Consider the following 22,052-nt stretch of genomic DNA (forward strand, 5'->3'; position numbering starts at 1 on the left):
GCATGAGCACGACCACTACCGAGGTCCTCTCGGAGACGACCCTGCTGCGCTTCGCGACCGCGGGCTCCGTCGACGACGGCAAGTCCACCCTCGTGGGCCGGCTGCTGCACGACTCCAAGTCGGTCCTCACCGACCAGCTGGAGGCCGTGGAGCGCGTCTCGGCCTCGCGCGGCCAGGACGCCCCGGACCTGGCGCTGCTCACCGACGGTCTGCGGGCCGAGCGTGAGCAGGGCATCACCATCGATGTGGCCTACCGCTACTTCGCCACCCCCAGGCGCCGGTTCATCCTCGCCGACACCCCCGGCCATGTGCAGTACACCCGCAACATGGTGACGGGTGCCTCCACGGCCGAGCTGACGGTGATCCTGATCGACGCCCGCAACGGGGTCGTCGAGCAGACCCGCCGGCACGCCGCCCTCGCGGCGCTGCTGCGGGTGCCGCACGTGGTGCTCGCGGTCAACAAGATGGACCTGGTCGACTACGCCGAGCCCGTCTTCGCCGCGATCGCCGAGGAGTTCACGGCGTACGCCACCGAGCTGGGCGTCCCGGACGTCACCGCGATCCCGATCTCGGCGCTCGCCGGTGACAACGTGGTGGAGCCGTCCGCGAACATGGACTGGTACGGCGGCCCGACCGTCCTGGAGCACCTGGAGACGGTCCCGGTCACCCACGACCTGAGCCACTGCCACGCGCGCCTGCCCGTGCAGTACGTGATCCGGCCGCAGACCGCCGAGCACCCCGACTACCGGGGCTACGCCGGTCAGATCGCCGCCGGTTCCTTCCGGGTCGGCGAGCAGATCACCGTGCTGCCCTCGGGCCGGTCCACGAAGATCGCCGGCATCGACCTGCTCGGTGAGCCGGTCGACGTCGCCTGGACGACCCAGTCGGTGACGATCCTCCTGGAGGACGACATCGACATCTCGCGCGGTGACCTCATCGTGCCCAGCAAGGACGCGCCGCCGACCACCCAGGACATCGAGGCGACCGTCTGCCACGTCGCCGACGCCCCGCTGACCGTCGGCCACCGCGTGCTGCTCAAGCACGGCACCCGCACGGTCAAGGCGATCGTCAAGGACATCCCGTCCCGGCTCACCCTCGACGACCTGTCCCTGCACCCGCACCCGGGACAGCTCGTCGCCAACGACATCGGCCGGGTGAAGATCCGTACCGCCGAGCCGCTGCCCGTCGACTCCTACTCCGACTCCCGGCGCACCGGCTCGTTCATCCTCATCGACCCCAACGACGGCACCACGCTCACCGCGGGCATGGTCGGCGAGTCGTTCGCGTCGCCGGAGCCCGTCAAGGACGAGTCCGACGACGACGGGTGGGACTTCTGACATGAACTCCACCGACTACTGGTCCACGTTCGCGAAGGAGGGCGGCCGCGTAGGCAGCGGCGCACTCGGCAGCGGGCAGGGCGGAGTCGCGCGATGTGTGCGCTGACGTACGCGCACCGCTTGCGCGCCCCGTCCCCCCACAGCCGTAGACGCAGACCTGCCGACCTCCCGGCCACGACCTGAGAGACCGTGACCGCCGGGCCTCCGAGAGGAACACCTCCCGTGCCTGTCAACCGCTCAACCTTCCTTCGCCGCGGCATCGCCGTGGTGGCCGCGCTTCCGCTTCTCACGCTCGCCGCGTGCGGCTACGGGTCCGAGTCCAAGGACGACGACACCGCGAAGGTCGCCGCCGGGGCGAAGAAGATCGACGGACTCGACTCCGTCAAGATCGGCTACTTCGGCAACCTGACCCACGCCACCGCGCTGGTCGGCCGTGAGCAGGGCATCTTCCAGAAGCAGCTCGGTGCCACCAAGGCCTCGTACGCCACCTTCAACGCCGGCCCGTCCGAGATCGAGGCCCTCAACTCGGGCTCCATCGACATCGGTTGGATCGGCCCCTCCCCGGCGATCAACGGCTACACCAAGTCCAAGGGCACCAACCTGCGCATCATCGGCGGTTCGGCGTCCGGTGGCGTGAAGCTGGTCGTCAACCCGAAGAAGATCAAGACCCTGAAGGACGTCAAGGGCAAGAAGATCGCTACTCCGCAGCTGGGCAACACGCAGGACGTGGCGTTCCTCAACTGGATCGCGGAGCAGGGCTGGAAGGTCGACGCCGAGTCCGGCAAGGGCGACGTGTCGGTGATCCGTACCGACAACAAGGTCACCCCGGACGCCTACAAGTCCGGTTCCATCGACGGCGCCTGGGTGCCGGAGCCGACCGCGTCGAAGCTGGTCGCCGAGGGCGGCAAGGTGCTGCTCGACGAGTCCGGCCTGTGGCCGGACAAGAAGTTCGTGATCACGAACATCATCGTGTCGCAGAAGTTCCTCAAGGCGCACCCGAAGGCCGTCGAGGCGGTCCTGAAGGCCTCGGTCGAGACCAACAAGTGGATCAACGCCAACCCGGACGAGGCGAAGGCCGCGGCGAACAAGCAGCTGGAGGCCGACTCCGGCAAGGCGCTGCCGGCCGATGTCCTGGACCCGGCGTGGAAGTCCATCCAGTTCACCGACGACCCGCTGGCCGCCACCCTCAACACCGAGGCGGAGCACGCGGTGAAGGCCGGTCTGCTGGAGGACCCGCTGCTGGACGGCATCTACGACCTCACGCTTCTGAACAAGGTTCTCAAGGCCGCGGGTGAGAGCACGGTCGACGACGCCGGTCTCGGCGTCAAGTAAGTCCTGACCCCCTAAGTCCCCAGGAGGTGACGACCATGGCCACCGCGGTTGCCAAGGCCGATCAGGCCGAGTCAGTCGAGTACGCCGCCCGGATCGAGCATGTCTCGAAGTCCTTCGCCGGTCCCGCCGGGCAGCAGCTCGTCCTCGACGACATCACCCTCGATGTCGCACCGGGCGAGTTCGTCACCCTCCTGGGGGCCTCGGGCTGCGGCAAGTCCACGCTGCTCAACCTGGTCGCGGGGCTCGACGACCCCAGCGCGGGCAGCATCAAGACGGACGGGCGCCCTGCCCTGATGTTCCAGGAACACGCTCTGCTGCCGTGGTTGACGGCGGGCAAGAACATCGAACTCGCCCTCAAGCTCAGGGGAGTTCCGAAGAACGAGCGGCGCGAGAGGGCCGAGTCGCTGCTCGAACTCGTGCGGCTGCAGGGCGCGTACGGCAAGCGGGTGCACGAGCTGTCGGGCGGTATGCGCCAGCGTGCGGCGCTGGCCCGGGCCCTCGGCCAGGAGAGCGGCCTGCTGCTGATGGACGAGCCGTTCTCGGCTCTCGACGCCATCACGCGGGACGTGCTGCACGACGAGCTCACCCGTATCTGGCAGGAGACCGGGGTCTCCGTCCTGTTCGTCACGCACAACGTGCGTGAGGCGGTGCGGCTCGCGCAGCGCGTGATCCTGCTGTCCTCGCGGCCCGGCCGGATCGCGCGCGAGTGGACGGTCGGCATCCCGCAGCCGCGCCGTATCGAGGACGCGCCCGTGGCCGAACTGTCCCTTGAGATCACCGATGTACTGCGTGGGGAGATCCGCCGTCATGGCCAGCACTGACACGACACCGGTCGCGGACGCCGGGAGCGTGGAGGCGGGCCTCGACGCGCTGGACACCCAGGTCACGGGTCGGCCGACGTTCCGGCAGACCTTCCGCGAGAAGATCTTTCCGCCGCTCGTCGCGACCGCCGTGGTCCTGGTGATCTGGCAGGCGCTGATCTCCTTCGACATCGTCACCGACCCGACCAAGCTGCCCTCTCCCGGCGAAGTGGCCGCCGAGTTCAAAGACGCCTGGCTGGAGGGCAAGCTCCTCGGTTACATCTGGACCAGCGTCGAGCGCGGTCTGTTCGGCTTCCTGCTGGCGCTGGCGATCGGCACCCCGCTGGGTCTGATCGTGGCCCGGGTGAAGTTCGTGCGCGCGGCGATCGGACCGGTCCTGTCGGGCCTCCAGTCGCTGCCGTCGGTGGCGTGGGTGCCGCCGGCGGTCCTGTGGCTGGGCCTGAACAACTCGATGATGTACGCGGTGATCCTGCTCGGCGCGGTCCCGTCCATCGCCAACGGTCTGGTCTCCGGCATCGACCAGGTGCCGCCGCTGTTCCTGCGGGCGGGCCGCACGATGGGCGCGACCGGGTGGAAGGGTGCCTGGCACATCGTCCTGCCGGCCTCGCTGCCGGGTTACCTGGCCGGCCTGAAGCAGGGCTGGGCCTTCTCCTGGCGCTCGCTGATGGCGGCGGAGATCATCGCCTCCTCACCCGATCTGGGCATCGGTCTCGGCGCGCTGCTGGAGAACGGCCGCAACGCCAGCTCCATGCCGATGATCTTCGAGGCCATCTTCCTGATCCTGTTCGTCGGTATCGCCGTCGACCTGCTGATCTTCAGCCCGCTGGAGCGGCGTGTGCTGCGCAGCCGCGGTCTGCTGGTGAAGGGGTAGGTCCCGTGCACAGGAAGCCCGTTCTTCTCGTCATCGCCCACGGCAGCCGGGACCCTCGGCACGCCGCGACGGTGCACGCCCTTGTCCGCCGGGTGCGCGCCACGCGCCCCGGGGTACGGGTGGAGACGGGCTTCCTGGACTTCAACATCCCCTCTGTCCAAGGGGTGTTGGAGTCGCTGGCGGCGGAAGGTGTACGCGAGGTCGTCGCCCTTCCGCTGCTGCTGACCCGTGCGTTCCACGCGAAGGCGGACATCCCCGCGGTGCTGCGGGACGCGCCTCCGCAGCTGCGGATCCGGCAGGCGGAGGTGCTGGGCCCGTCCCCGCTGCTGCTGTCGGCGCTGGAACGGCGTTTGTACGAGGCGGGGTTGACGCCCGCCGACAAGTCCTCGACCGGGGTCGTGCTGGCCTCGGCGGGGTCCTCGGACCCGGAGGCGATCGCAGTGATCGCAGCAATCGCGCGGGAGTGGCGGCGCACCGGTTGGTGTGCCGTGCGGCCTGCGTTCGCCTCCGCCGCACTTCCCCGCACCGAGGACGCGGTGCGTGAACTGCGCGCCCTGGGCTGCGAGAAGGTCGCCGTCGCCCCGTACGTCCTCGCTCCCGGCTTCCTGCCCGACCGCATCGCGCGCGGCGCGGCGGACGCGGACGTCCTCGCCGACGTCCTCGGGGCGGCACCTGAGGTGGCGCGCGTGCTGCTGGAGCGCTACGACGAGGCCCGCAGGCCGATGCTGGCGGCCGTCGGGGCCTGACGGCCCGGCACGGCACGGCCCGGTCCGGCACGGCTCGCCTCCGAGTCGTGCGTTGCCGGGCGCCGCGGCGGCGCCGACGTGGGTCAGCCGTCCGTCTCCTCGGCCAGCCGCACCAGGTCCGCCACCGGCAGCGATCCCGCCGCCCGGTGCTCCCGGGCGAAGGTGTTGGCGAGGTGCTGGAGGAGGTCGTTCAGCGGGGTGGGGACGCCGTGCAGGCGGCCGAGGAGGGCGATCTCGCCGTTGAGGTAGTCGGCCTCGATGGTGCCGGTGCCACGGGTGAGGGACTGCCAGGAGGAGCCGCCGCCGCGCGGGGTGCCGGCGAGGGTCAGGAGGGTGACCTTGTCGCCGCGGGCCGCGCTCTGTTCCTCGGCGCTCGCGTAGGCGATGCCGGCGGCGTCGAGCACCGCCTCGCCCTCCCCGCGCACCCGCTTCAGCAGCGCCAGCGCCTCCGCGCTCTCCACCGGTCCGGTGACGGCCTCCAGCGCGTTGCCGAGGTTGGACAGCAGCTTGGCGTACTGCCAGCGCGTCACGTCCGGTACGACCGGCGCCTCCAAGTGCGACTTCTCCAGGTCGGCGGCGACCAGCCGGGCGGTCTCGTCGGTGCCGTGCGGGTACCGGCCGAGGTGCAGGATGCCGGTGAGCGGGCTGCCGGCGGCGCTGACGACCCCGGGTTCCACGTGGGCGCAGGGCAGCCAGACGCAGACGCCGTACACGTTCCGGAAGGTCCGCAGGGCCAGGCGCTGGCTCTCCACGCCGTTCTGGGCGCACAGCAGCGGCAGCCGCTCGGCCGCGGTTCCCCCGCCGGCGACCGGTGCCGGACCCCAGGTCCGGAGGGCGGCGGCGCTGTCCTGGGTCTTCACGGCGAGGACGAGGACGTCGTCGGCGCGCAGTACGCCGAGTCCGGCGGGTCCCTCGACGACCGGCAGCCGGTGGGTCTGCTCCCCCTCCGGCACCCTGAGCCGCAGCCCGGCGTCCTGAAGGGCCGCGCGATGGGCGCCGCGTGCGACCAGGACGACCTCGTGTCCCGAGCCCGCGAGCCGCCCGCCGATCGTGCCGCCGACCGCTCCTGCTCCGATGATGATGTAACGCATGGGACGAGCCTCGCACGCTTGACCTTGTCCTTGGGCCAAGGCCGAGGATCCCGGCCCACGACGATCCGCGGCCGGCCGTGCCGGACACGATCACCTCGTACACCGCCTTCGCCGGCGTACGGCAGGTCACCCTGCGCCGGTCATCTCCACCAGCTTGATGACCGTGTTCCAGTTGCGGGTGGTGGCGATCAGGCCCTTGTTGACGCGCGGCTTGGCCAGTTGCTCGGCCAGCTTGGAGCGGCCGAGGCCGTCCGGCGCGTACAGGTACAGGGCACGGTCGCCGAGTCTGAACTCCTCGGGGAGGAAGGCGGCTTGGTCGATCGCGGCGAAGCGTTCGGCGTCGACCGGTGCCGAGAAGTACGTGACGTGGAGCTGCTTGCCCTCCAACTCGGCAGCAGGGAAGGGGCAGTTGTCGGCGATCGCGGCGAGGTAGGCGTGGTCGCGGACGATCACGGAGACGGAGAAGCCGAAGCGCTCCTCGATCGCCGCGGTGAGTTCGGCGGCGAGGGACTCCGCGTCGCCGTGGCCGGAGGTGAAGACGGCCTGGCCGCTCTGGAGGTAGGTGCGCACGTCGGCGTGGCCGAGTCCCTCCATCAGTGCGCGCAGCTCGGCCATCGGCACCTTCTTGGCGCCGCCCACGTTGATTCCCCGCAGCAGCGCCGCGTACGTCGTCGTCATGCGCCCACCCTAGGACGGCCGTCCCGTAGATCAACGGTTAGGTGTAAGGGTCACCCTCCTCCTCAGTGAGGAGGGTTGAGGGGGTCCGAGGGGACGATCTCGTCCTCCGCACTTCAGCAGGCCGGACGACGAGATGGCTTTATCCGCCCCATACCTTCGAATCGAACGGTGTGCGGCAGGGGGTCGCCACCTCACTCAAGGGGGCAACCCGTCATGGGGAACGGAGAAACACGCGTGCGGGGCTTCGCAGCCCGGGCCGGCGGTTGGAGCGCCCGGCATCGCTGGGCGGCGGTCGGCATCTGGGTGCTGTTCGTGGTCCTGGCGATGGGACTCGGTTCGGCGACGGGCCGGGTCGACGTCGACGAGAGCGAAGGACTGAAGGGCGAGACACACACCGCCGCGACGATCATCAAGGACGCCGACATCGACGAGCCCGCCGGTGAGACGGTGCTCGTCCAGGCGAAGGGCACCGGGCTGAAGGCGACGGACGCCGAGTTCCGGGCCGCCGTGGACGCGGTCGTCAAGGCCGTCGACGCGACCGGCAAGGTCACGGACGTCCGGTCGCCGTACACCGCCGACACGATCTCGAAGGACGGCCGCAGCGCGCTGGTCCAGTTCGACATGCGCGGCGACGCGGAGACCGCGGCCGAGCGGGTCGAGCCGGTGCTGAGCGCGGTCGACAAGGTCCAGCAGGACCACTCCTCGGTGCGGATCGAGGAGATCGGCAGCGCCAGCATGCAGAAGACGTTCGACGACGCGTTCGGGGACGACTTCAAGAAGGCCGAGTACTCGGCCGTGCCGGTGGCCCTGGGCATTCTGCTGATCGCCTTCGGCGCGCTGGTCGCGGCCCTGCTGCCGGTGGCCCTGGCGCTCACCGCGATCATGGCGACGATGGGTCTGATGAGCATCGTCAGCCATGTCATGCCGATGGGCGATGTCGCCAACTCGGTGATGCTGCTGGTCGGTCTCGCCGTCGGCGTCGACTACTGCCTGTTCTATCTGCGCCGGGAGCGCGAGGAGCGCGAGGCCGGCCGGGACGCCCAGACGGCGCTGCGGATCGCCGCCGCCACCAGTGGCCGCGCGATCGTGGTCTCCGGTGTGACGGTGTGCGTGGCGATGGCCGGCATGCTCTTCACCGGGATCGCCGACTTCGAGGCGATGGGACTCGCCTCGCTGATGGTCGTCGCCGTCGCCATGGTCGGCTCGGTCACCGTGCTGCCGGCCGTGCTGTCGCTGCTGGGCCACCGGGTGGAGAAGGGCAAGATCCCCTTCCTGCACCCGGAGAGCCGCCTGCGCCGCAACCGCGGCCGCGTCAACCGGGAGAGCCGTTTCTGGACGGCCGTGCTGGGCGGGGTGCTGAAGCGCCCCATGGTCTCGACGGCCGTGGCGGCCGGTGTGCTGCTCGCGATCGCCGCGCCCGCGCTCGGCATGAAGACCCAGAACCTCACGCTGGACCAGGAGTTCGGCGACTCGCTGCCCATCGTGCAGACCTACGACCGGGTCAACGAGGCCTTCCCCGGCGGCTCCGATCCCGCCGAGGTGATCGTCAAGGCCGACGACATCAACGCACCCGAGGTCACGAACGCCCTCGCCGCCTTCAAGCAGAAGGCCATCGCCTCGGGCGCCTCGCGCGGCCCGGTGGAGATCAAGCTGCACGACGAGCAGAACCTCGCCTTCGTGTACGTGCCCCTGGTCGGCGGCTCGGACCTCGACAAGGCGGGCGAGAGCCTGGTGAAGCTGCGGGACGAGGTGCGGCCCGCCACGCTCGGCAAGGTGGACGGTCTCCAGGCGCCGATCACCGGTCAGGTCGCCGGGTCGAAGGACTTCAACGACCAGCTGACCGGCGCGGTCGTCCCGGTCTTCGCGTTCGTCGTGGTCTTCGCCTTCCTGCTGATGCTGCTGTCGTTCCGCTCGCTGACGATCGCGGTCACCTCGATCGTGCTGAACCTGCTGTCGGTGGGTGCCGCCTACGGCATCCTGGTCGCCGTCTTCCAGCACGGCTGGGGCGCCTCCCTGGTGGGGGCGGAGGGTGTCGGCGCGATCATCAGCTGGCTGCCGCTGTTCCTCTTCGTGATCCTGTTCGGCCTCTCGATGGACTACCACGTGTTCGTGGTCTCCCGGATCCGTGAGGCGCGGCTGCGCGGCCGGACGACGAAGGACGCGATCCAGCACGGTGTGGTCACCACCGCCGGTGTCGTCACCAGCGCCGCGGTCATCATGGTCGCCGTGTTCGCGATCTTCGGCACGCTGTCCATGCAGTCCATGAAGCAGATGGGTGTGGGCCTTGCGGCCGCGGTGCTCATCGACGCCACGATCATCCGGGGCGTGCTGCTCCCCGCGGTCATGGCCCTGCTCGGTGAGCGCAACTGGTACCTGCCGACGTGGCTGAACCGACTGCCGGACCTCACCCATGACGAGGCGCCCGAGGCCGTCGTGCGGTCGGTGCGGGACGACGAGGACGACCGCGTCCCCGTCTGATTCCGCCCCCTCACCCACAGGGCCCGTCGGTCACCGGGGAACCGACGGGCCCTGTGTCTCATCCAGTCACTCAGTACGGCTCCCACCGACCGCAGGCTGGACGCCTTCACCCGCGCCTACGGCCTCCAGCCGGACCACCAGGACCCCGGCCGACTCCAGGTCACGGACACCTGCGGGGTGTACGCCGTCGACAAGGCGACCCTGCGCAGGAGCGCGATCCTCTACAAGGCCCGCCTGGAGACCCCGAACTACCTCTGACGGGCGGGCAGTTCTGCCTCGATGAGGTCGGCGGCCCGTCGGGTGCCGCCCTCGTGGGCCATCTCGGCCTGGATGTCCTTCAGCTTCCGGGCGACCTCGGGGTCGTCCACGAGGGCGAGGGCCGTGGCGCGCAGGGTGTCGGCGGTGGCCTCCTCGGTGGGGACGTGCCGGGCGACGCCGAGCGCCTGGAGCATGTCGGCGTTGCCGAACTGGTCCACGGCCTGCGGTACGGCGATCATCGGCGTGGCGGTGGCCAGGCCCTCCTGACTGCCGCCGGCCCCGGCGTGGGTGACGAACAGGTCGGCCTGCCTCAGGATGGCCAACTGCGGTACCCAGGAGTGCACTTCGACGTTCGCGGGCAGCTCCCCCAGTTCGGCGGGGTCCACGTTCCGCCCGATCTGAAGCACCAGGTGCCAGCCGGGCAGGTCGCCGAAGGCCCGCACGCACTCCCGGTAGAAGCCCGCCCGCTTGGTGAAGGCCGACCCGAGGGACACGAGCACCACCTTCTCGGCGCCCGCGGGCCGCTGCCACTGCCCCTCCGCGCTCCGGTCGCCCTGACAGGCGCCGACGAAGCGGTACGTGCTCTCGTCGACACGATCGGCGTTCGGCTGGAGCACCTTGGGGATCAGGACGATGGACCGGGCAGGCCGGCCGACGAAGTCGTCGGGGTGCTGGGTGATGCCGTTCTCCTCCAGCCAGGCGTGGAAGCGGGCGTAGTAGGCCTGCCCCCGTTCGGTCTTCCTCGGTTCGGCCCACATCGGCTCGGCGACCTCCTCCTCGTAGCCGTCCCAGGCGACGAGGTTCGGGGAGAGGGGGACCGCGGGCACGCCCCAGCGGTGGGCGAGGACGCGCGCCGGGTACGAGGTGATGTCGTGGACGACGAGGTCGGGTTCGTCCCCGTCGTACGCCTCGATCAGCTGGGGCAGTGCCTGGATCGCGTCGGCGAGGAACGGTTCGACGTTGTCCAGCAGGGTGCTGCCCCAGGCCTCCGGGTCGGCGCCGGGGCCGGGCAGGGTGGAGTTCCAGAGCCGGGGCTCGGCGCCGGTGGCGGCGACCTTGTCCGCGAACACCGGCGGGATCGCGTAGGTGACGCGATGACCGCGGGCGACGAGTTCCCGGATCACCTCGAGGCTCGGGTTCACATGGCCGTGGGCGGCGATGGAGAACATGGCGATGTGCGCGGGAGTGGTCATGTCGTCGACAGTAAGCGAGACGAGACGTCTCGTGCAACTGGAATACACGAGGGCCTCGGCCCTCGACGGTCAGTGCCTCCGCCCTCGCCTCACCGCCTCACCGCTGGTAGCGGGCGAGCACCAGGTTGCCGTCCTCCTCCAGCCGTTCGCGCAGTTCACCGAGGTCGATCGCCCCGCTGTAGTACTCCTGGAAGGCGGGGGTGGCGACCTTGTCCTTCCACTCGGGGTAGCCGCGCACGGACTGTGCGGGCGCCGAGCGCAGATGGCCGGCGAGCGCGGTGCCGGTCGCCCAGTCGTCCTTGGCCGTGCGCAGCGCCGGGTCCTTGAGCGCCTCGGTGCCGGTGGGCAGCATCCAGTCCCCGAGGGCCAGGCGGACCATGTTCTTCGGCCGGAGCAGGAAGTCCAGGAACCGGGCGGCCTCCTTCTTGTGGGGGCTGTCCTCGGCCACGGACAGGGTCTGCGGGCTGACGCCCTGACTGAGTCCGTCGGCGCCGGCCGGGGCGGGCAGGACCTGCCAGTCGAAGCCCTCGGGCGCCTGCTGCGCGATCTGCTGACGGTAGGAGAAGCCGAGCGGGACCATCGCGTACTTGCCTCCGAAGAAGCCGGGCAGGGTGTCCGAGCCGCCGCTCCCCAGGGTGGTGGGCGAGGCGCTGCGGTCGGTGGCGGCCTGGTCGTGGATGGTGCGCGGCACGACCTCGTCGCCCTCCTCGAAGCGGATCGTCACCTTGCCGTCGCCGTCCCGGTGGAAGAGCCGGCCGCCTGCCGACAGGGAGAGGTTGAGGGTGGCCGAGACGGGCTCCTTGAGCGGCCAGGCGACGCCGTATGTGCCGTCGCCGCTGAGCTCGTCGGTGATCCGCCGGAACTCCGCCCAGCTCCAGGGGTCCTCGGGCGTCGGGATGCGGACGCCGGACTTCTTCAGCCATGTCGCGTTGGCGATGAGCACGCGCGGCTCCTGGAGGAACGGCACTCCGTAGACGCCGTCCCCGAAGGTCGCCGTCTCCCAACTGCGCCGCGGGATGTCGGACTTGAGCCGCTCGGGCAGCAGGTCGCTCAGGTCGGCGAGATAGCCGCCGTACGCGAAGTCCGCCAGGTCGTCGGAGGCGTCATGGATGATGTCCGGCGCCTCACCGCCCTCGAAGGCGGTCAGGAGCTGGTCGTGGACGCTGTCCCAACTGCCCTGGACGTACTCGACCTTGATGTCCGGATGGGTCGCGTTCCACTCCTTCACCAGCTGCTTGTTCACCTCGACGGACTCCTCCTGCCAGGCGAGGGACTGGAAGCGGAGGGTGACCGTGCCGTCGTCAGCGCTGTCGCCGCCACCGCCGGTGCAGGCGGCGAGGACCAGCGTCAGACACAGGGCGAGGATCCATCGGGTGCGCATCAGCTCTTCACCGCCCCGGTCAGCATGCCGCCGGTGATCCGCCGCTGGATGATCGCGAAGACGACCAGGGACGGCAGGGTCGCCAGGAACGCGGCGGCGGCCAGCGGCCCGAGGTCGGCGACGCCCTCCGCGCCGATGAAGTGGGTGAGGACCACGGGCAGGGTCTGTTTCTCCGGCGTCTTCAGCAGGACCAGCGCGAAGAAGAACTCGTTCCACGCCGTGATGAAGGCGAACAGCGCCGTCGCCACGATGCCGGGGGCGAGCAGCGGCGCGGTCACCGACACCAGCGTCCGCAGCCGGCCGGCGCCGTCGACGGCCGCCGCCTCCTCCAGTTCGGCGGGTACCGCGCGGACGTATCCGACGAGCATCCACAGCGCGAACGGCAGCGCCCACACCACGTACACCAGCACCAGCCCGAACAGCGAGTTGATCAGGTGGAGGTTCTTCAGCACCAGGAACAGCGGGATGATCACCAGCACCAACGGGAACGCCTGGCTGACCACCACCCAGCCGGTCCCCGCCCGTGCGAGCAGGGTGCGGTGCCGGGCCATGACGTAGGCCAGCGGGGTCGCGATCGTCACGGCGATCAGGGCGGCCCCGAGCGCGGCGAGCAGGGAGTTGCCCGCGGCACGCAGCAGCGGCTGTTCGTCGAAGGCCTGCCGGAAGTTGCCCAGGGTGGGGTCCTCTGGGATCCAGGTGGGGTGCAGACTGCCCAGTTCCCGCGGCGACTTGAAGGCGGTGGAGACCAGCCAGAGGAACGGGAAGGCGAGGAAGACGAGATAGCCGAGCAGGGCGAGGTACTGTCCGACGCGGCCCGTGGTGCTGGTCCTCATGACTCCTCGCCTCCCCGGAGCCGGCCGACCAGGAAAACGGCGAGGAGCACCGAGATCAGGGCGACCATCACACATCCCATCGCCGCCGCGTACCCGAACTGCCCGTAGCGGAAGGCCTCTTCGTAGGCGAAGAGCATGGGCAGCCGGGTGCGGCCGCCGGGTCCGCCGCTGGTGAGGACGTAGACCAGGGCGAAGGAGTTGAAGTTCCAGATCAGGTTGAGCGCGACCATGGCGAGCGCGACGGGTCTGAGAGCCGGCCAGGTGACCGTCCAAAAGCGCCGCCAGGCACCGGCTCCGTCCACGGCCGCGGCCTCGTGCAGTTCCCGCGGGGTGTTCTGCAGGCCGGCGAGCAGGGCGACCGTCGTGGTGGGCATGCCGGCCCAGACGCCGACGACGATCACGGCGGGCAGCGCGGTGCCCAGGCCGCTGAGCCAGTCGCGGCCGTCACCGAGGCCGAGGTCGCGCAGGGTCTCGTTGAGGACACCGGCGTCCGGGGTGTAGACGAGCCGCCACATCACACCGACGACCACCTCGGGCATGGCCCACGGGATGACCGCCAGCGCCCGGGCCAGCCAGCGCAGCCGCAGGTCCTGGTTGAGCAGCAGGGCGAGGCCGAGCGCGAGCAGGAACTGCGGCACGGTCACCCCGACGGCCCACACCAGGCCGATCCGGAACGACTCCCAGAACAGCGTGTCGTGCAGCAGGTCCTGGAAGTTCAGGGTGCCGATCCACTGTGTGGGGCGGGTCCGGCCGGACTGGGAGTCCGTGAAGGCCAGGAGGATGCCGTAGAGCAGCGGGCCGACGCTGAGGACGAGGATCGGGATCAGCGCGGGCAGCACCAGGAACCAGGCCCCGCGGTCCACCGCCCGCCCGCTCCCGCCGGCGCGCGGCGCCCCTCGCGTCGACCGCTTCGTCGCGGTCACCGTCGTCACGTGATCGGCTCCTTCGCGCGGCTCGGGACCGTACGGCCCCCGGTGGGCCTCCGTCATGGTCGTGAAGGGGTTATGGGTCGTCAAGGCACCGCGCACACGCCCCGAGCTGTACGAATGCGAGACTGGCCGCTGGATGGCGGGAAGTCGACGCCGGGCGCGCGAGCACAACGGCACATCCGGGACATCCGGCACGGGCAGGGTCGAGGACACGGAGGCGGACGATGGACGAGGCACGGGCGCGGGAGGTACTGGCCGCGGCGGGGGTGCTGCCCGGGCCGGCCGGCGGGGCGCGGCTGCTCGCGCTGGGCGAGAACGCCGTGTTCGCCGCCGGTGACCTCGCCGTCAAGGTGGGCCGCGACGCCGAGCTGCTGGACCGGGCGCACCGGGAGCTGGCCATCGCGGCATGGCTCGCCGAGGCGGGCGTACCGGCGGTGCGGGCCGCCGAGCCGGAGGCGCTGCTCGTCGAGGGGCACCCGGTGACGGTGTGGCACCGGCTGCCCGATCCCGTACGACCCGCCGCGCCCCGCGATTTGGCCGAACTCCTACGGGTGGTCCACGCCCTCCCCGCGCCCCCTTTCACGCTGCCGCCCCGAGAGCTGCTGGGCGGCGTGGAACGCTGGCTGCGGCTCGCGGGCGACGCGATCGACCCCGCCGACGCGGCGTATCTGCGCCGCCGCCGGGACGGTTTCGCGACGGCCGCCGCCGCGCTCACCCCGCAGCTGCCGCCCGGCCCCATCCACGGCGACGCCCTCCCCCGCAACGTGCACATCAGCCCCGACGGCCCGGTCCTGGTCGATCTGGAGACCTTCTCCGCCGACCTGCGCGAACACGACCTGGTGGTCATGGCCCTGTCCCACGACCGCTACGGGCTGGAGGACGGGGCGTACGACTCCTTCACCGAGGCGTACGGCTGGGACGTGCGCGAGTGGGAGGGCTGCGCGGTGCTGCGCGGCGCCCGCGAGACGGCCAGCTGCGCCTGGGTGGCCCAGCACGCGCCGGGCAACCCGCGGGCGCTGGCCGAGTTCGAGCGGAGGGTGGCGTCGCTCAGGGACGGTGACGAGACGGTGCGGTGGTACCCGTTCTGAGGCGGGTCCCCTCCGGGGTCAGCGGAGTCGGCAGGCCTTCACGACGAGGTCGATCATCCGCTTGAGGGGGGCGGGGGCGCCGCGCCGCTCACACCGTCTCGTCCGCCGGCTCCCTGAGCGGCCACGTCCCGTCCACCACCGCGTCGGTCTCCCCCTTGCGGCGCAGGAAGCTCTGGAAGTCCGCCGCCCAGTGCGCGTACCACTCGATCTGGCTGCGGTGCAGTTCCGCCGGGCCGAGGGCGGCGACCTTGGGATGGCGGTCGGCTATCGCGCAGGCGAGCCGGGCCGCGGCGAGGGCGTCGGCCGAGGCGTTGTGGGCGGCGTCGAGCGCGACTCCGTACTCCGTGCAGACCGCTTCGAGGTTGCGCTTGCCGCGGCGGTAGCGGTCGACGGAGCGGTCGATCGTGTAGGGGTCGACGACCGGCGCCGGGTCGCGGCCGCCCAACCGGTCACGCAGCGAGGGCAGGTTGTGCCGTCGCAGCTCCGCCGTCAGGAGCGTGAGGTCGAAGGCCGCGTTGTAGGCGACGACGGGGACGCCTGTCTTCCAGTAGGTGGCGAGGACGTCGGCGATGGCGTCGGCGACCTGGTCGGCGGGGCGGCCCTCGGCGGCCGCGCGTTCGTTGCTGATGCCGTGGACCGCCACCGCGTCCGCCGGGATCTCCACGCCCGGGTCCGCCAGCCACTCGCGGTGCCCTATGGGCTGCCCCGCCCTGACCTCGATCACGGCCCCCGTGACGATGCGCGCCTCGCGCGGATCGGTCCCGGTCGTCTCCAGGTCGAAGCCGATCAGCAGCTCCTGGTGCCAGCCCATGCGGCGGCCCCCCTTCTTGGTGGTGCTTTCCCCCAGTGGTCTCCACGATCGCATGCGCCACTGACAATCAGAGGACCGCGTGTGCCACCGACACCAGAGGACCGCGTTCCGCCGCCTGCCGCGTCGGGCTCTTTCAGGACACCGGCCGCGAATCCGCCCAAGACGTCTCGAACTCCTCGCGGTACGTCGGGAAGAGGCCGCTCTCGTCGATCTCGCCCGGCTTGACCACCTTGTGCCCGTTGCGCAGCACCAGCACCGGCGCCTCCATGCCGCGCGAGCGCCGTAGGTACGACTGCACGACGGCGATCCCGTCGGTGCCGTCGCCGTCCACGAGGTAGGCGGTGAAGCGAGGTGTCTCGTCGTAGACCTGGATCTCGAAGGCGCCCGGGTCGCGCAGCCGGGACCGCACCCGGCGCGTGTGCAGGATGTTCATCTCCACGGCCCTGCTCAACTCGCCGCGTTTCATGCCGAGTTCGCGTTCGCGGCGTTTGACCGCGCTGGAGGCGGGGTTGAGGAACAGCAGCCGCACCCGGCAGCCGGCCTCGGCGAGGCGCACCAGACGGCGTCCGGAGAAGTTCTGCACCAGGAGGTTGAGGCCGATGCCGACCGCGTCGAGCCTGCGGGCGCCGCCGAAGATGTCCTCGGCCGGGAACTGGCGCAGCAGCCGCACCCGGTCGGAGTGCACGGCGACCACGTCGGCGTACCGGTCGCCGACCAGGTCCTCGACCGCGTCCACGGGCAGCCGCCGCGCGGACGGCACGTCACCGCCCGCGCCGAGTATCTCGAGCAGCCGTGCCGAGGCCCGCTCGGCCTGGCCGAGGACGGCCTCGGACAGGGCCCGGTTGCGGGAGACGACGTTGCGGGTGACTTCCAGCTCGTCCAGGGCGAGTTCGACGTCCCGGCGCTCGTCGAGGTAGGGCTCGAAGCACGGCCAGTGCTGCACCATCAGCTCGCGCAGCTGCGGCAAGGTCAGGAAGCTGAGGACGTTGTCGTCGGCGGGGTCGAGCAAGTAGCCCTTGCGGCGGCTGACCTCGCGGACGGCGACCGCCCGCTGCACCCATTCCTGCCCGGCGGGGCCGGCCGCGGCAACGACCCAGTCGTCGCCGTGGACGGGTTCGTAGACGGGGCGCAGAACAGCGGCCACGACCGCGCGCAGCCGCTGTTCGACGAGGTTCAGCCAGATGTAGGCCCGCCCGGCCCGTTGGGCGCGCGTACGCACCTCGCGCCAGGCGTCGGCGTTCCAGGCCAGCTCCGGTCCGATGGAACCGGCGGCGTCCATGGGCCGTGCCAGCGACACCGTGCCGGCCGGGACGTCTGCGGAGTTCCCCTCGTGACCCTCGTCACCAGGGGGCAGCTCCAGCCCTCCCGAGCCCACCCACGCACCGCCTTCCGCTCCCCCGGGCACCCCCGGGGGTCTCACCCCACCAACGATCAAGGAAGGGTACTCCGGGAGCGGTCGGCGGTGCAGCCGGATGGACAGGGTCGTTTCTCAACTACCGCCGTTCCAGTTGCCGTTCTGCCCGGCGAGCGCGGCGGGAGTGAGCGGATTCATAGCCGTGACGTCCCGCGGGGCGATGGAGAAACCCTGCCAGTGGACGGGCATCGGCTGCTGGTCCTCGTCCCGTGCGATGTGGTGGAAGCCGATGTTCATCCAGACCACGGGCTGGGTGAGGGCCTGTCCGTTGACGAACTTGTCGACGGAGGCGCCCGATCCGGTGGCGCAGCCCGGCTGGTTCTCGCTGGCGTACTTCTCACACGCCTTGTACTGGGTGAAGTACACGTCGTGCTTGGTGAAGGGGCGGCCGGCGTACTTGCTGGTGGGCCCGGGGACGAGCTCGTAGGAGCGCGGGTGGCCGTCCTTGTTCTTGCCCGCCGAGCTCACCACGCGCCACCAGCGCATGTTCTTGAGGTCGCCCGCGAGTTCCTTGGTCACCTTGGTGCGGGTGGTCTTGGCGGTCGGGCCGTTGCCGGCGCCCGCCGGGGCGCTGACCGTCGAGTCGTACTGCTCGACGTTCGCCTTGGAGGAGCCGTCGAGGGCGAAGTCCAGCTTCCAGAAGACGTTGTGGCTGTGGCTGTCCGCCTTGCCCGCGGCGCCCTTGCCGATCGGCCAGCTGCGGCCGTCACCGGCGTCGTAGTCGTAGGGCGAGAGGCTGCCGGTCGCGCCGACGTTCATGTGGACGGTGCCGTCGTCCTGGAAGCGCCACTCGGTGATGTACTCGTACCAGTCGACCTTGTTGACCGTGTAGACGAGCAGGTCCTTGCCCTGGGCCTGGTAGACCTTGTTGCCCTGCTCGTAGTTCATGAGGCGGTAGGCGTGACCACGGGACTTCGTGGTGGTGCACAGGCCCTTGATGTTCGGGTCGTCGTAGTACGACGTGTTCTTGACCTTGACCGTCTTGATCGTGCCGCCGGGGCACTCCGCGGCGGTCATGTTCATCAGGCCGTCGCCGAAGTTGTACCGCGTCAGGTCGTTGTACTCGGCCCTGCCGTCGTCGTACGGCACATGGACCTGGGCGAGCCGGGCCGCGTTGAGGACCTTGATCGGCTTGGTCTCGCCGGGCGGCTGGTAGGAGATGTCCTCGAGGACGACGCCGGCCTTGCTCTCGAAGCGCCAGCACATCCGCCAGGTCGTGCCGGAGGCGAGCTTCTGCTCGATCTGGTAGGCGGCGCTGCAGTCGGCGGCCGCGGCCGGGGCGGCCTTCGGCTGGGCGGCGGCCGGGCCCGCACCGGTGGTCACGCCGGCCGCCAGGGCGGCGACGGCGAGGCCCAGTGCCGTCCGCCTAAGGGCACGGCTGTCTCTGTTCACGCGCATGAAGAGGTGACTCCCTCACAGGAGAAGCAAGTAGGAAAAGTGGACGGACGGATGCTCAGCCGCGCTCGATCTCGAGGACCTTGCGGGTGCTCAGGTCGATGACCAGGTCCCGGGTGTCGATCCACGGACCGTTCTTGACCTTCGAGGTCAGGGTCGCGCACCGGTGCTCGCCGCAGGCGGTGAGCGCGGCGGGCCTGATGCCCGGGTCGGCCCGGAAGATCATGCTGTTCAGCTGGAGCTGGTCCGGCGAGGTGAGCGCCTTGCCGGTGGCGTCCTGGTAGTCGCCCTTCAGCCCCGCGGACAGCGGGTCGGCGAGCAGCAGCCGGGCGGCCTCGACGGTCTCGGCACGGCTCAGCGGCGGCTGTACGCCGTGGTGCTCGGAGGTCCCCTCGACCTTGCCGGTGTCCAGGTTGACGGTCCGGGTGACGAGGGTGTCGTCCTTGTAGTCGTAGTACGTCACGTCGGCGCGGCGCGGCGCGTTCGCGTCGTCCACCTCGGCCGCCTCGGGCTCGGCGAGGTCGACGCTCAGCTGCTGCGGGCCGCGGTCCCCGTCGACGTCCTCACTGGCGTTGAACAGCTGCCGGTTGAGGGCGAGTTTCGCGACCCGGTCCATCTCGTCGTCGGTCAGCGGGTCACGGCCCGTGCCCTTCTCTCCCTCGGCGGGAGCCTCCTCGACGACACCGGGCGCGGCGGCGGCCGAGCCCTGCGCGTCCTGCCCCTGCCCCTCCCCCTGCTGGGCGGTGGTCGTCCGGCCCGCGGCGTCCGTTCCTCCCGTGTCGTCGGCCCCGGCCGTGCCCGGCAGAGTGATTCCGACCATCACGGCGGTCGAGGCCACCGCCATGGCCGCACCGGCCACCACCTTGCCCAGGTGGCGGCGCACTATTTCGCGCACGTCTTCCCCCTACTCCCCCTGGTCCACGGGAGTATGTGATTGCCCCACAGATATGTCGTGTCACGCGCGTACACGCGTGCACATAGGTCAATCAGTAAGAGGGACGTAAGTCATAGGTGGTTCCATCACTTTCGGGGAGACTCGGAGGCAAGGCGCCACGGCGGTGAGCACGAGCTGAAAGAGTCGTATCCATGCAGGTCTGGCCTGGAGAGGCGTATCCACTCGGTGCCACGTACGACGGCGCCGGCACCAACTTCGCGGTCTTCACCGAGGCCGCGAACCGAGTAGAGCTGTGTCTGCTGCACGACGACGGCTCGGAGACGGCGGTGGAGCTGCGGGAGAGCGACGCTTTCGTGCGGCACGCGTATCTGCCCGGCGTGATGCCGGGTCAGCGCTACGGGTTCCGGGTGCACGGCCCGTACGCCCCGGAGCGGGGGCTGCGCTGCAATTCCGCGAAGCTGCTCCTCGACCCGTACGCGCGCGCGATCAGCGGGTCGATCCAATGGGGCGAGGAGGTCTACGGCTACCACTTCGGCGCACCCGACAAGCGCAACGACCTGGACTCCGCCCCGCACACCATGAGTTCGGTCGTGGTCAACCCCTACTTCGACTGGGGCGACGACCGGCGTCCGCGCACCGACTACCACCAGACGGTGATCTACGAGGCCCATGTCAAGGGCCTCACCATGCGCCACCCGGGCCTGCCCGAGGAGCTCCGCGGCACCTACGCCGCCCTCGCGCACCCGGCGATCATCGAGCACCTGACGGAACTGGGGGTGACCGCGCTGGAGCTGATGCCGGTCCACCAGTTCGTCAACGACCACCGTCTGGTCGACATGGGGCTCAACAACTACTGGGGCTACAACACCATCGGCTTCTTCGCCCCGCACAACGCGTACGCCTCCTGGGGCGACCGGGGCCAGCAGGTCCTGGAGTTCAAGTCGGCGGTGCGGGCGCTGCACGAGGCCGGTATCGAGGTCATCCTGGACGTGGTCTACAACCACACGGCCGAGGGCAACCACCTGGGCCCGACGCTGTCGTTCAAGGGCCTGGACAACCCGTCGTACTACCGCCTCACGGACGATCCCCGCTACTACATGGACACCACGGGCACCGGCAACTCCCTGCTGATGCGCTCCCCGCACGTCCTGCAACTGATCATGGACTCGTTGCGCTACTGGGTCACCGAGATGCATGTCGACGGCTTCCGCTTCGACCTCGCGGCGACCCTGGCGCGGCAGTTCCACGAGGTGGACCGGCTGTCGTCGTTCTTCGACCTGGTGCAGCAGGACCCGGTCGTCTCCCAGGTGAAGCTGATCGCCGAGCCGTGGGACGTCGGCGAGGGCGGCTATCAGGTGGGCAACTTCCCACCGCTGTGGACCGAGTGGAACGGCAAGTACCGGGACACCGTGCGTGACCTGTGGCGCGGCGAGCGGCGCGCGGTCGCGGAGTTCGCGTCCCGGCTGACCGGCTCCTCGGACCTGTACCAGGACGACGGGCGGCGCCCGCTGGCCTCGATCAACTTCGTCACCTGTCACGACGGCTTCACGCTGCACGACCTCGTCTCGTACAACGACAAGCACAACACGGCCAACGGGGAGGAGAACCGGGACGGCGAGAGCCACAACCGGTCCTGGAACTGCGGGGCCGAGGGCGACACCGACGACCCGGCCGTGCTGGAGCTGCGCGCCCGGCAGATGCGGAACTTCATCGCGACGCTGATGCTCTCCCAGGGCGTGCCGATGATCAGCCACGGCGACGAGTTCGCCCGCACCCAGCGTGGCAACAACAACGCCTACTGCCAGGACAGCGAGCTAGCGTGGGTGCAGTGGCCGGAGGAGGGCGAGGTCTTCGGCGATCTGCTGGCCTTCACACGCGCGATGGTGGGGCTGCGCCGGGATCATCCGGTCTTCCGCAGGCGGCGCTTCTTCCACGGCCGGCCGGTGGAGGGCACCCGCGACGAGCTGTCGGACATCGCCTGGTTCACGCCCGAGGGCAAGGTGATGACGCAGCGGGACTGGGACCGGGGGCAGGCGTCGGCGCTGTCGGTCTTCCTCAACGGCAACGCGATCTCGGAGCCGGGCCCGCGCGGGGAGCGCATCAGCGACGACTCGTTCCTGCTGATGTTCAACGCCTCGCACCGCACGCTGGACTTCGTGGTGCCGGTCGACCACGGCCGGCAGTGGGAGGTCGTGGTCGACACCGCCCGCGCGGACGGCCGACCGCCGGGCACGGGGGCGAAGGTGCAGGCCGGGGAGCGGCTGACCCTGGTGGACCGGAGCATGACGGTGTTGCAGCGCCCGGTCTAGCGACCCCGGCCGGGCACGCGCGCGTGGCGCGTGCCCGGCCCCTTCCGGGTTTACGACGTCGGCCGCGCCGTCGGTGCGATCGCACGGGCGGCCGCGGCTGCCAGGATCGCCGTCCCGGCGCAGGCGCAGGGCCGTACGCCTCGGTGAGGCGCCCGGTGCCGGTGACCGCGAAAGCCTGCGCCGACCAGGGCA

The 22,052-nt window shown here is 70.5% G+C and carries 17 protein-coding genes and 1 pseudogene; 8 read left to right on the forward strand and 10 right to left on the reverse strand.

Features of this window, described 5'->3' with window-relative positions; genetic code table 11:
• The first annotated feature begins 2 nt into the window (after positions 1 to 2).
• The 5 genes from ACZ56U_RS01605 to ACZ56U_RS01625 all read left to right on the forward strand — a co-directional run bounded on the left by ACZ56U_RS01605 (position 3) and on the right by ACZ56U_RS01625 (position 5,107).
• A complete protein-coding gene (locus ACZ56U_RS01605; RefSeq protein ID WP_469081999.1) occupies positions 3 to 1,337 on the forward strand; it encodes a sulfate adenylyltransferase subunit 1 in 1,335 nt (444 codons plus the stop codon).
• A 222-nt stretch (positions 1,338 to 1,559) separates the two neighbouring features.
• Complete coding sequence (locus ACZ56U_RS01610) at positions 1,560 to 2,669, forward strand: aliphatic sulfonate ABC transporter substrate-binding protein (RefSeq protein ID WP_469082000.1); 1,110 nt, start codon at positions 1,560 to 1,562, stop codon at positions 2,667 to 2,669.
• Positions 2,670 to 2,704: 35 nt separating this feature from the next.
• Positions 2,705 to 3,490: an ABC transporter ATP-binding protein gene (locus ACZ56U_RS01615; RefSeq protein ID WP_469082001.1), complete on the forward strand. Its 786-nt coding sequence runs from the start codon at positions 2,705 to 2,707 to the stop codon at positions 3,488 to 3,490.
• Positions 3,477 to 4,361: an ABC transporter permease gene (locus tag ACZ56U_RS01620; RefSeq protein WP_469082002.1), complete on the forward strand. Its 885-nt coding sequence runs from the start codon at positions 3,477 to 3,479 to the stop codon at positions 4,359 to 4,361. The genes ACZ56U_RS01615 and ACZ56U_RS01620 overlap by 14 nt, the downstream gene beginning before the upstream one ends.
• Positions 4,362 to 4,366: 5 nt before the next feature.
• Complete coding sequence (locus ACZ56U_RS01625; RefSeq protein ID WP_469082003.1) at positions 4,367 to 5,107, forward strand: sirohydrochlorin chelatase; 741 nt, start codon at positions 4,367 to 4,369, stop codon at positions 5,105 to 5,107.
• Positions 5,108 to 5,190: 83 nt separating this feature from the next.
• On the opposite strand, the gene ACZ56U_RS01630 is transcribed toward ACZ56U_RS01625, so the two are convergent.
• Together ACZ56U_RS01630 and ACZ56U_RS01635 are read right to left on the reverse strand one after the other, a co-directional pair.
• Positions 5,191 to 6,198, reverse strand: coding sequence for a ketopantoate reductase family protein (locus tag ACZ56U_RS01630; protein ID WP_469082004.1), 1,008 nt, complete (start codon positions 6,196 to 6,198; stop codon positions 5,191 to 5,193).
• 126 nt (positions 6,199 to 6,324) lie between these two features.
• Positions 6,325 to 6,876 carry a DUF1697 domain-containing protein gene (locus tag ACZ56U_RS01635; RefSeq protein WP_469082005.1) on the reverse strand — a complete coding sequence of 184 codons (552 nt, stop codon included), beginning with the start codon at positions 6,874 to 6,876 and terminating at the stop codon, positions 6,325 to 6,327.
• A gap of 213 nt (positions 6,877 to 7,089) precedes the next feature.
• On the opposite strand from ACZ56U_RS01635, the gene ACZ56U_RS01640 reads away from it, so the two are divergent.
• A complete protein-coding gene (locus tag ACZ56U_RS01640; protein ID WP_469082006.1) occupies positions 7,090 to 9,354 on the forward strand; it encodes an MMPL family transporter in 2,265 nt (754 codons plus the stop codon).
• A 248-nt stretch (positions 9,355 to 9,602) separates the two neighbouring features.
• On the opposite strand, the pseudogene mgt reads toward ACZ56U_RS01640, so the two are convergent.
• The 4 genes and pseudogenes from mgt to ACZ56U_RS01660 all read right to left on the reverse strand — a co-directional run bounded on the left by mgt (position 9,603) and on the right by ACZ56U_RS01660 (position 13,951).
• Positions 9,603 to 10,878: pseudogene (gene mgt / locus ACZ56U_RS01645) on the reverse strand (macrolide-inactivating glycosyltransferase).
• 24 nt (positions 10,879 to 10,902) lie between these two features.
• Entirely contained in the window at positions 10,903 to 12,186 is a 1,284-nt protein-coding gene (locus tag ACZ56U_RS01650) for an ABC transporter substrate-binding protein (protein WP_469082007.1), read from the reverse strand.
• A complete protein-coding gene (locus ACZ56U_RS01655; RefSeq protein WP_469082008.1) occupies positions 12,186 to 13,019 on the reverse strand; it encodes a carbohydrate ABC transporter permease in 834 nt (277 codons plus the stop codon). Before ACZ56U_RS01655 ends, ACZ56U_RS01650 begins: the two co-directional genes overlap by 1 nt.
• Entirely contained in the window at positions 13,016 to 13,951 is a 936-nt protein-coding gene (locus tag ACZ56U_RS01660) for a carbohydrate ABC transporter permease (RefSeq protein ID WP_469082009.1), read from the reverse strand. The genes ACZ56U_RS01655 and ACZ56U_RS01660 overlap by 4 nt, the downstream gene beginning before the upstream one ends.
• Positions 13,952 to 14,172: 221 nt before the next feature.
• On the opposite strand from ACZ56U_RS01660, the gene ACZ56U_RS01665 reads away from it, so the two are divergent.
• Positions 14,173 to 15,036, forward strand: coding sequence for a phosphotransferase enzyme family protein (locus ACZ56U_RS01665; RefSeq protein ID WP_469082010.1), 864 nt, complete (start codon positions 14,173 to 14,175; stop codon positions 15,034 to 15,036).
• 88 nt (positions 15,037 to 15,124) lie between these two features.
• Here ACZ56U_RS01665 and ACZ56U_RS01670 read toward each other — a convergent pair whose 3' ends face one another.
• The 4 genes from ACZ56U_RS01670 to ACZ56U_RS01685 all read right to left on the reverse strand — a co-directional run bounded on the left by ACZ56U_RS01670 (position 15,125) and on the right by ACZ56U_RS01685 (position 19,551).
• On the reverse strand, positions 15,125 to 15,847 hold the full coding sequence (locus ACZ56U_RS01670; protein WP_469082011.1) for an exonuclease domain-containing protein: 723 nt from the start codon (positions 15,845 to 15,847) through the stop codon (positions 15,125 to 15,127).
• 133 nt (positions 15,848 to 15,980) lie between these two features.
• The gene (locus ACZ56U_RS01675; RefSeq protein ID WP_469082012.1) at positions 15,981 to 17,222 is read right to left on the reverse strand and encodes an SAV2148 family HEPN domain-containing protein; all 1,242 of its coding nucleotides are present in this window, start codon (positions 17,220 to 17,222) and stop codon (positions 15,981 to 15,983) included.
• 114 nt (positions 17,223 to 17,336) lie between these two features.
• The gene (locus ACZ56U_RS01680) at positions 17,337 to 18,659 is read right to left on the reverse strand and encodes a copper amine oxidase (protein ID WP_469082013.1); all 1,323 of its coding nucleotides are present in this window, start codon (positions 18,657 to 18,659) and stop codon (positions 17,337 to 17,339) included.
• Between the two features lie 55 nt (positions 18,660 to 18,714).
• Positions 18,715 to 19,551, reverse strand: a complete 837-nt coding sequence (locus ACZ56U_RS01685; protein ID WP_469082014.1) for a Tat pathway signal sequence domain protein — start codon at positions 19,549 to 19,551, stop codon at positions 18,715 to 18,717.
• Positions 19,552 to 19,742: 191 nt separating this feature from the next.
• Here ACZ56U_RS01685 and glgX point away from each other — a divergent pair, with 191 nt between their 5' ends.
• Positions 19,743 to 21,860, forward strand: a complete 2,118-nt coding sequence (gene glgX, locus ACZ56U_RS01690; RefSeq protein WP_469082015.1) for a glycogen debranching protein GlgX — start codon at positions 19,743 to 19,745, stop codon at positions 21,858 to 21,860.
• Positions 21,861 to 22,052: the final 192 nt, after the last annotated feature.

This window comes from Streptomyces sp. NPDC034103 (assembly GCF_055575395.1).

Bases quoted from the DNA above. Each gene is read 5' to 3' on its own strand.
- ACZ56U_RS01620 (WP_469082002.1), top strand. From the start codon at position 3,477: ATGGCCAGCACTGACACGACACCGGTCGCGGACGCCGGGAGCGTGGAG.
- ACZ56U_RS01680 (WP_469082013.1), bottom strand. From the start codon at position 18,659: ATGCGCGTGAACAGAGACAGCCGTGCCCTTAGGCGGACGGCACTGGGC.
- ACZ56U_RS01615 (WP_469082001.1), top strand. From the start codon at position 2,705: ATGGCCACCGCGGTTGCCAAGGCCGATCAGGCCGAGTCAGTCGAGTAC.
- ACZ56U_RS01665 (WP_469082010.1), top strand. From the start codon at position 14,173: ATGGACGAGGCACGGGCGCGGGAGGTACTGGCCGCGGCGGGGGTGCTG.
- ACZ56U_RS01630 (WP_469082004.1), bottom strand. From the start codon at position 6,198: ATGCGTTACATCATCATCGGAGCAGGAGCGGTCGGCGGCACGATCGGC.
- ACZ56U_RS01670 (WP_469082011.1), bottom strand. From the start codon at position 15,847: ATGGGCTGGCACCAGGAGCTGCTGATCGGCTTCGACCTGGAGACGACC.
- ACZ56U_RS01640 (WP_469082006.1), top strand. From the start codon at position 7,090: ATGGGGAACGGAGAAACACGCGTGCGGGGCTTCGCAGCCCGGGCCGGC.
- ACZ56U_RS01635 (WP_469082005.1), bottom strand. From the start codon at position 6,876: ATGACGACGACGTACGCGGCGCTGCTGCGGGGAATCAACGTGGGCGGC.
- ACZ56U_RS01650 (WP_469082007.1), bottom strand. From the start codon at position 12,186: ATGCGCACCCGATGGATCCTCGCCCTGTGTCTGACGCTGGTCCTCGCC.
- ACZ56U_RS01605 (WP_469081999.1), top strand. From the start codon at position 3: ATGAGCACGACCACTACCGAGGTCCTCTCGGAGACGACCCTGCTGCGC.
- ACZ56U_RS01655 (WP_469082008.1), bottom strand. From the start codon at position 13,019: ATGAGGACCAGCACCACGGGCCGCGTCGGACAGTACCTCGCCCTGCTC.
- glgX (WP_469082015.1), top strand. From the start codon at position 19,743: ATGCAGGTCTGGCCTGGAGAGGCGTATCCACTCGGTGCCACGTACGAC.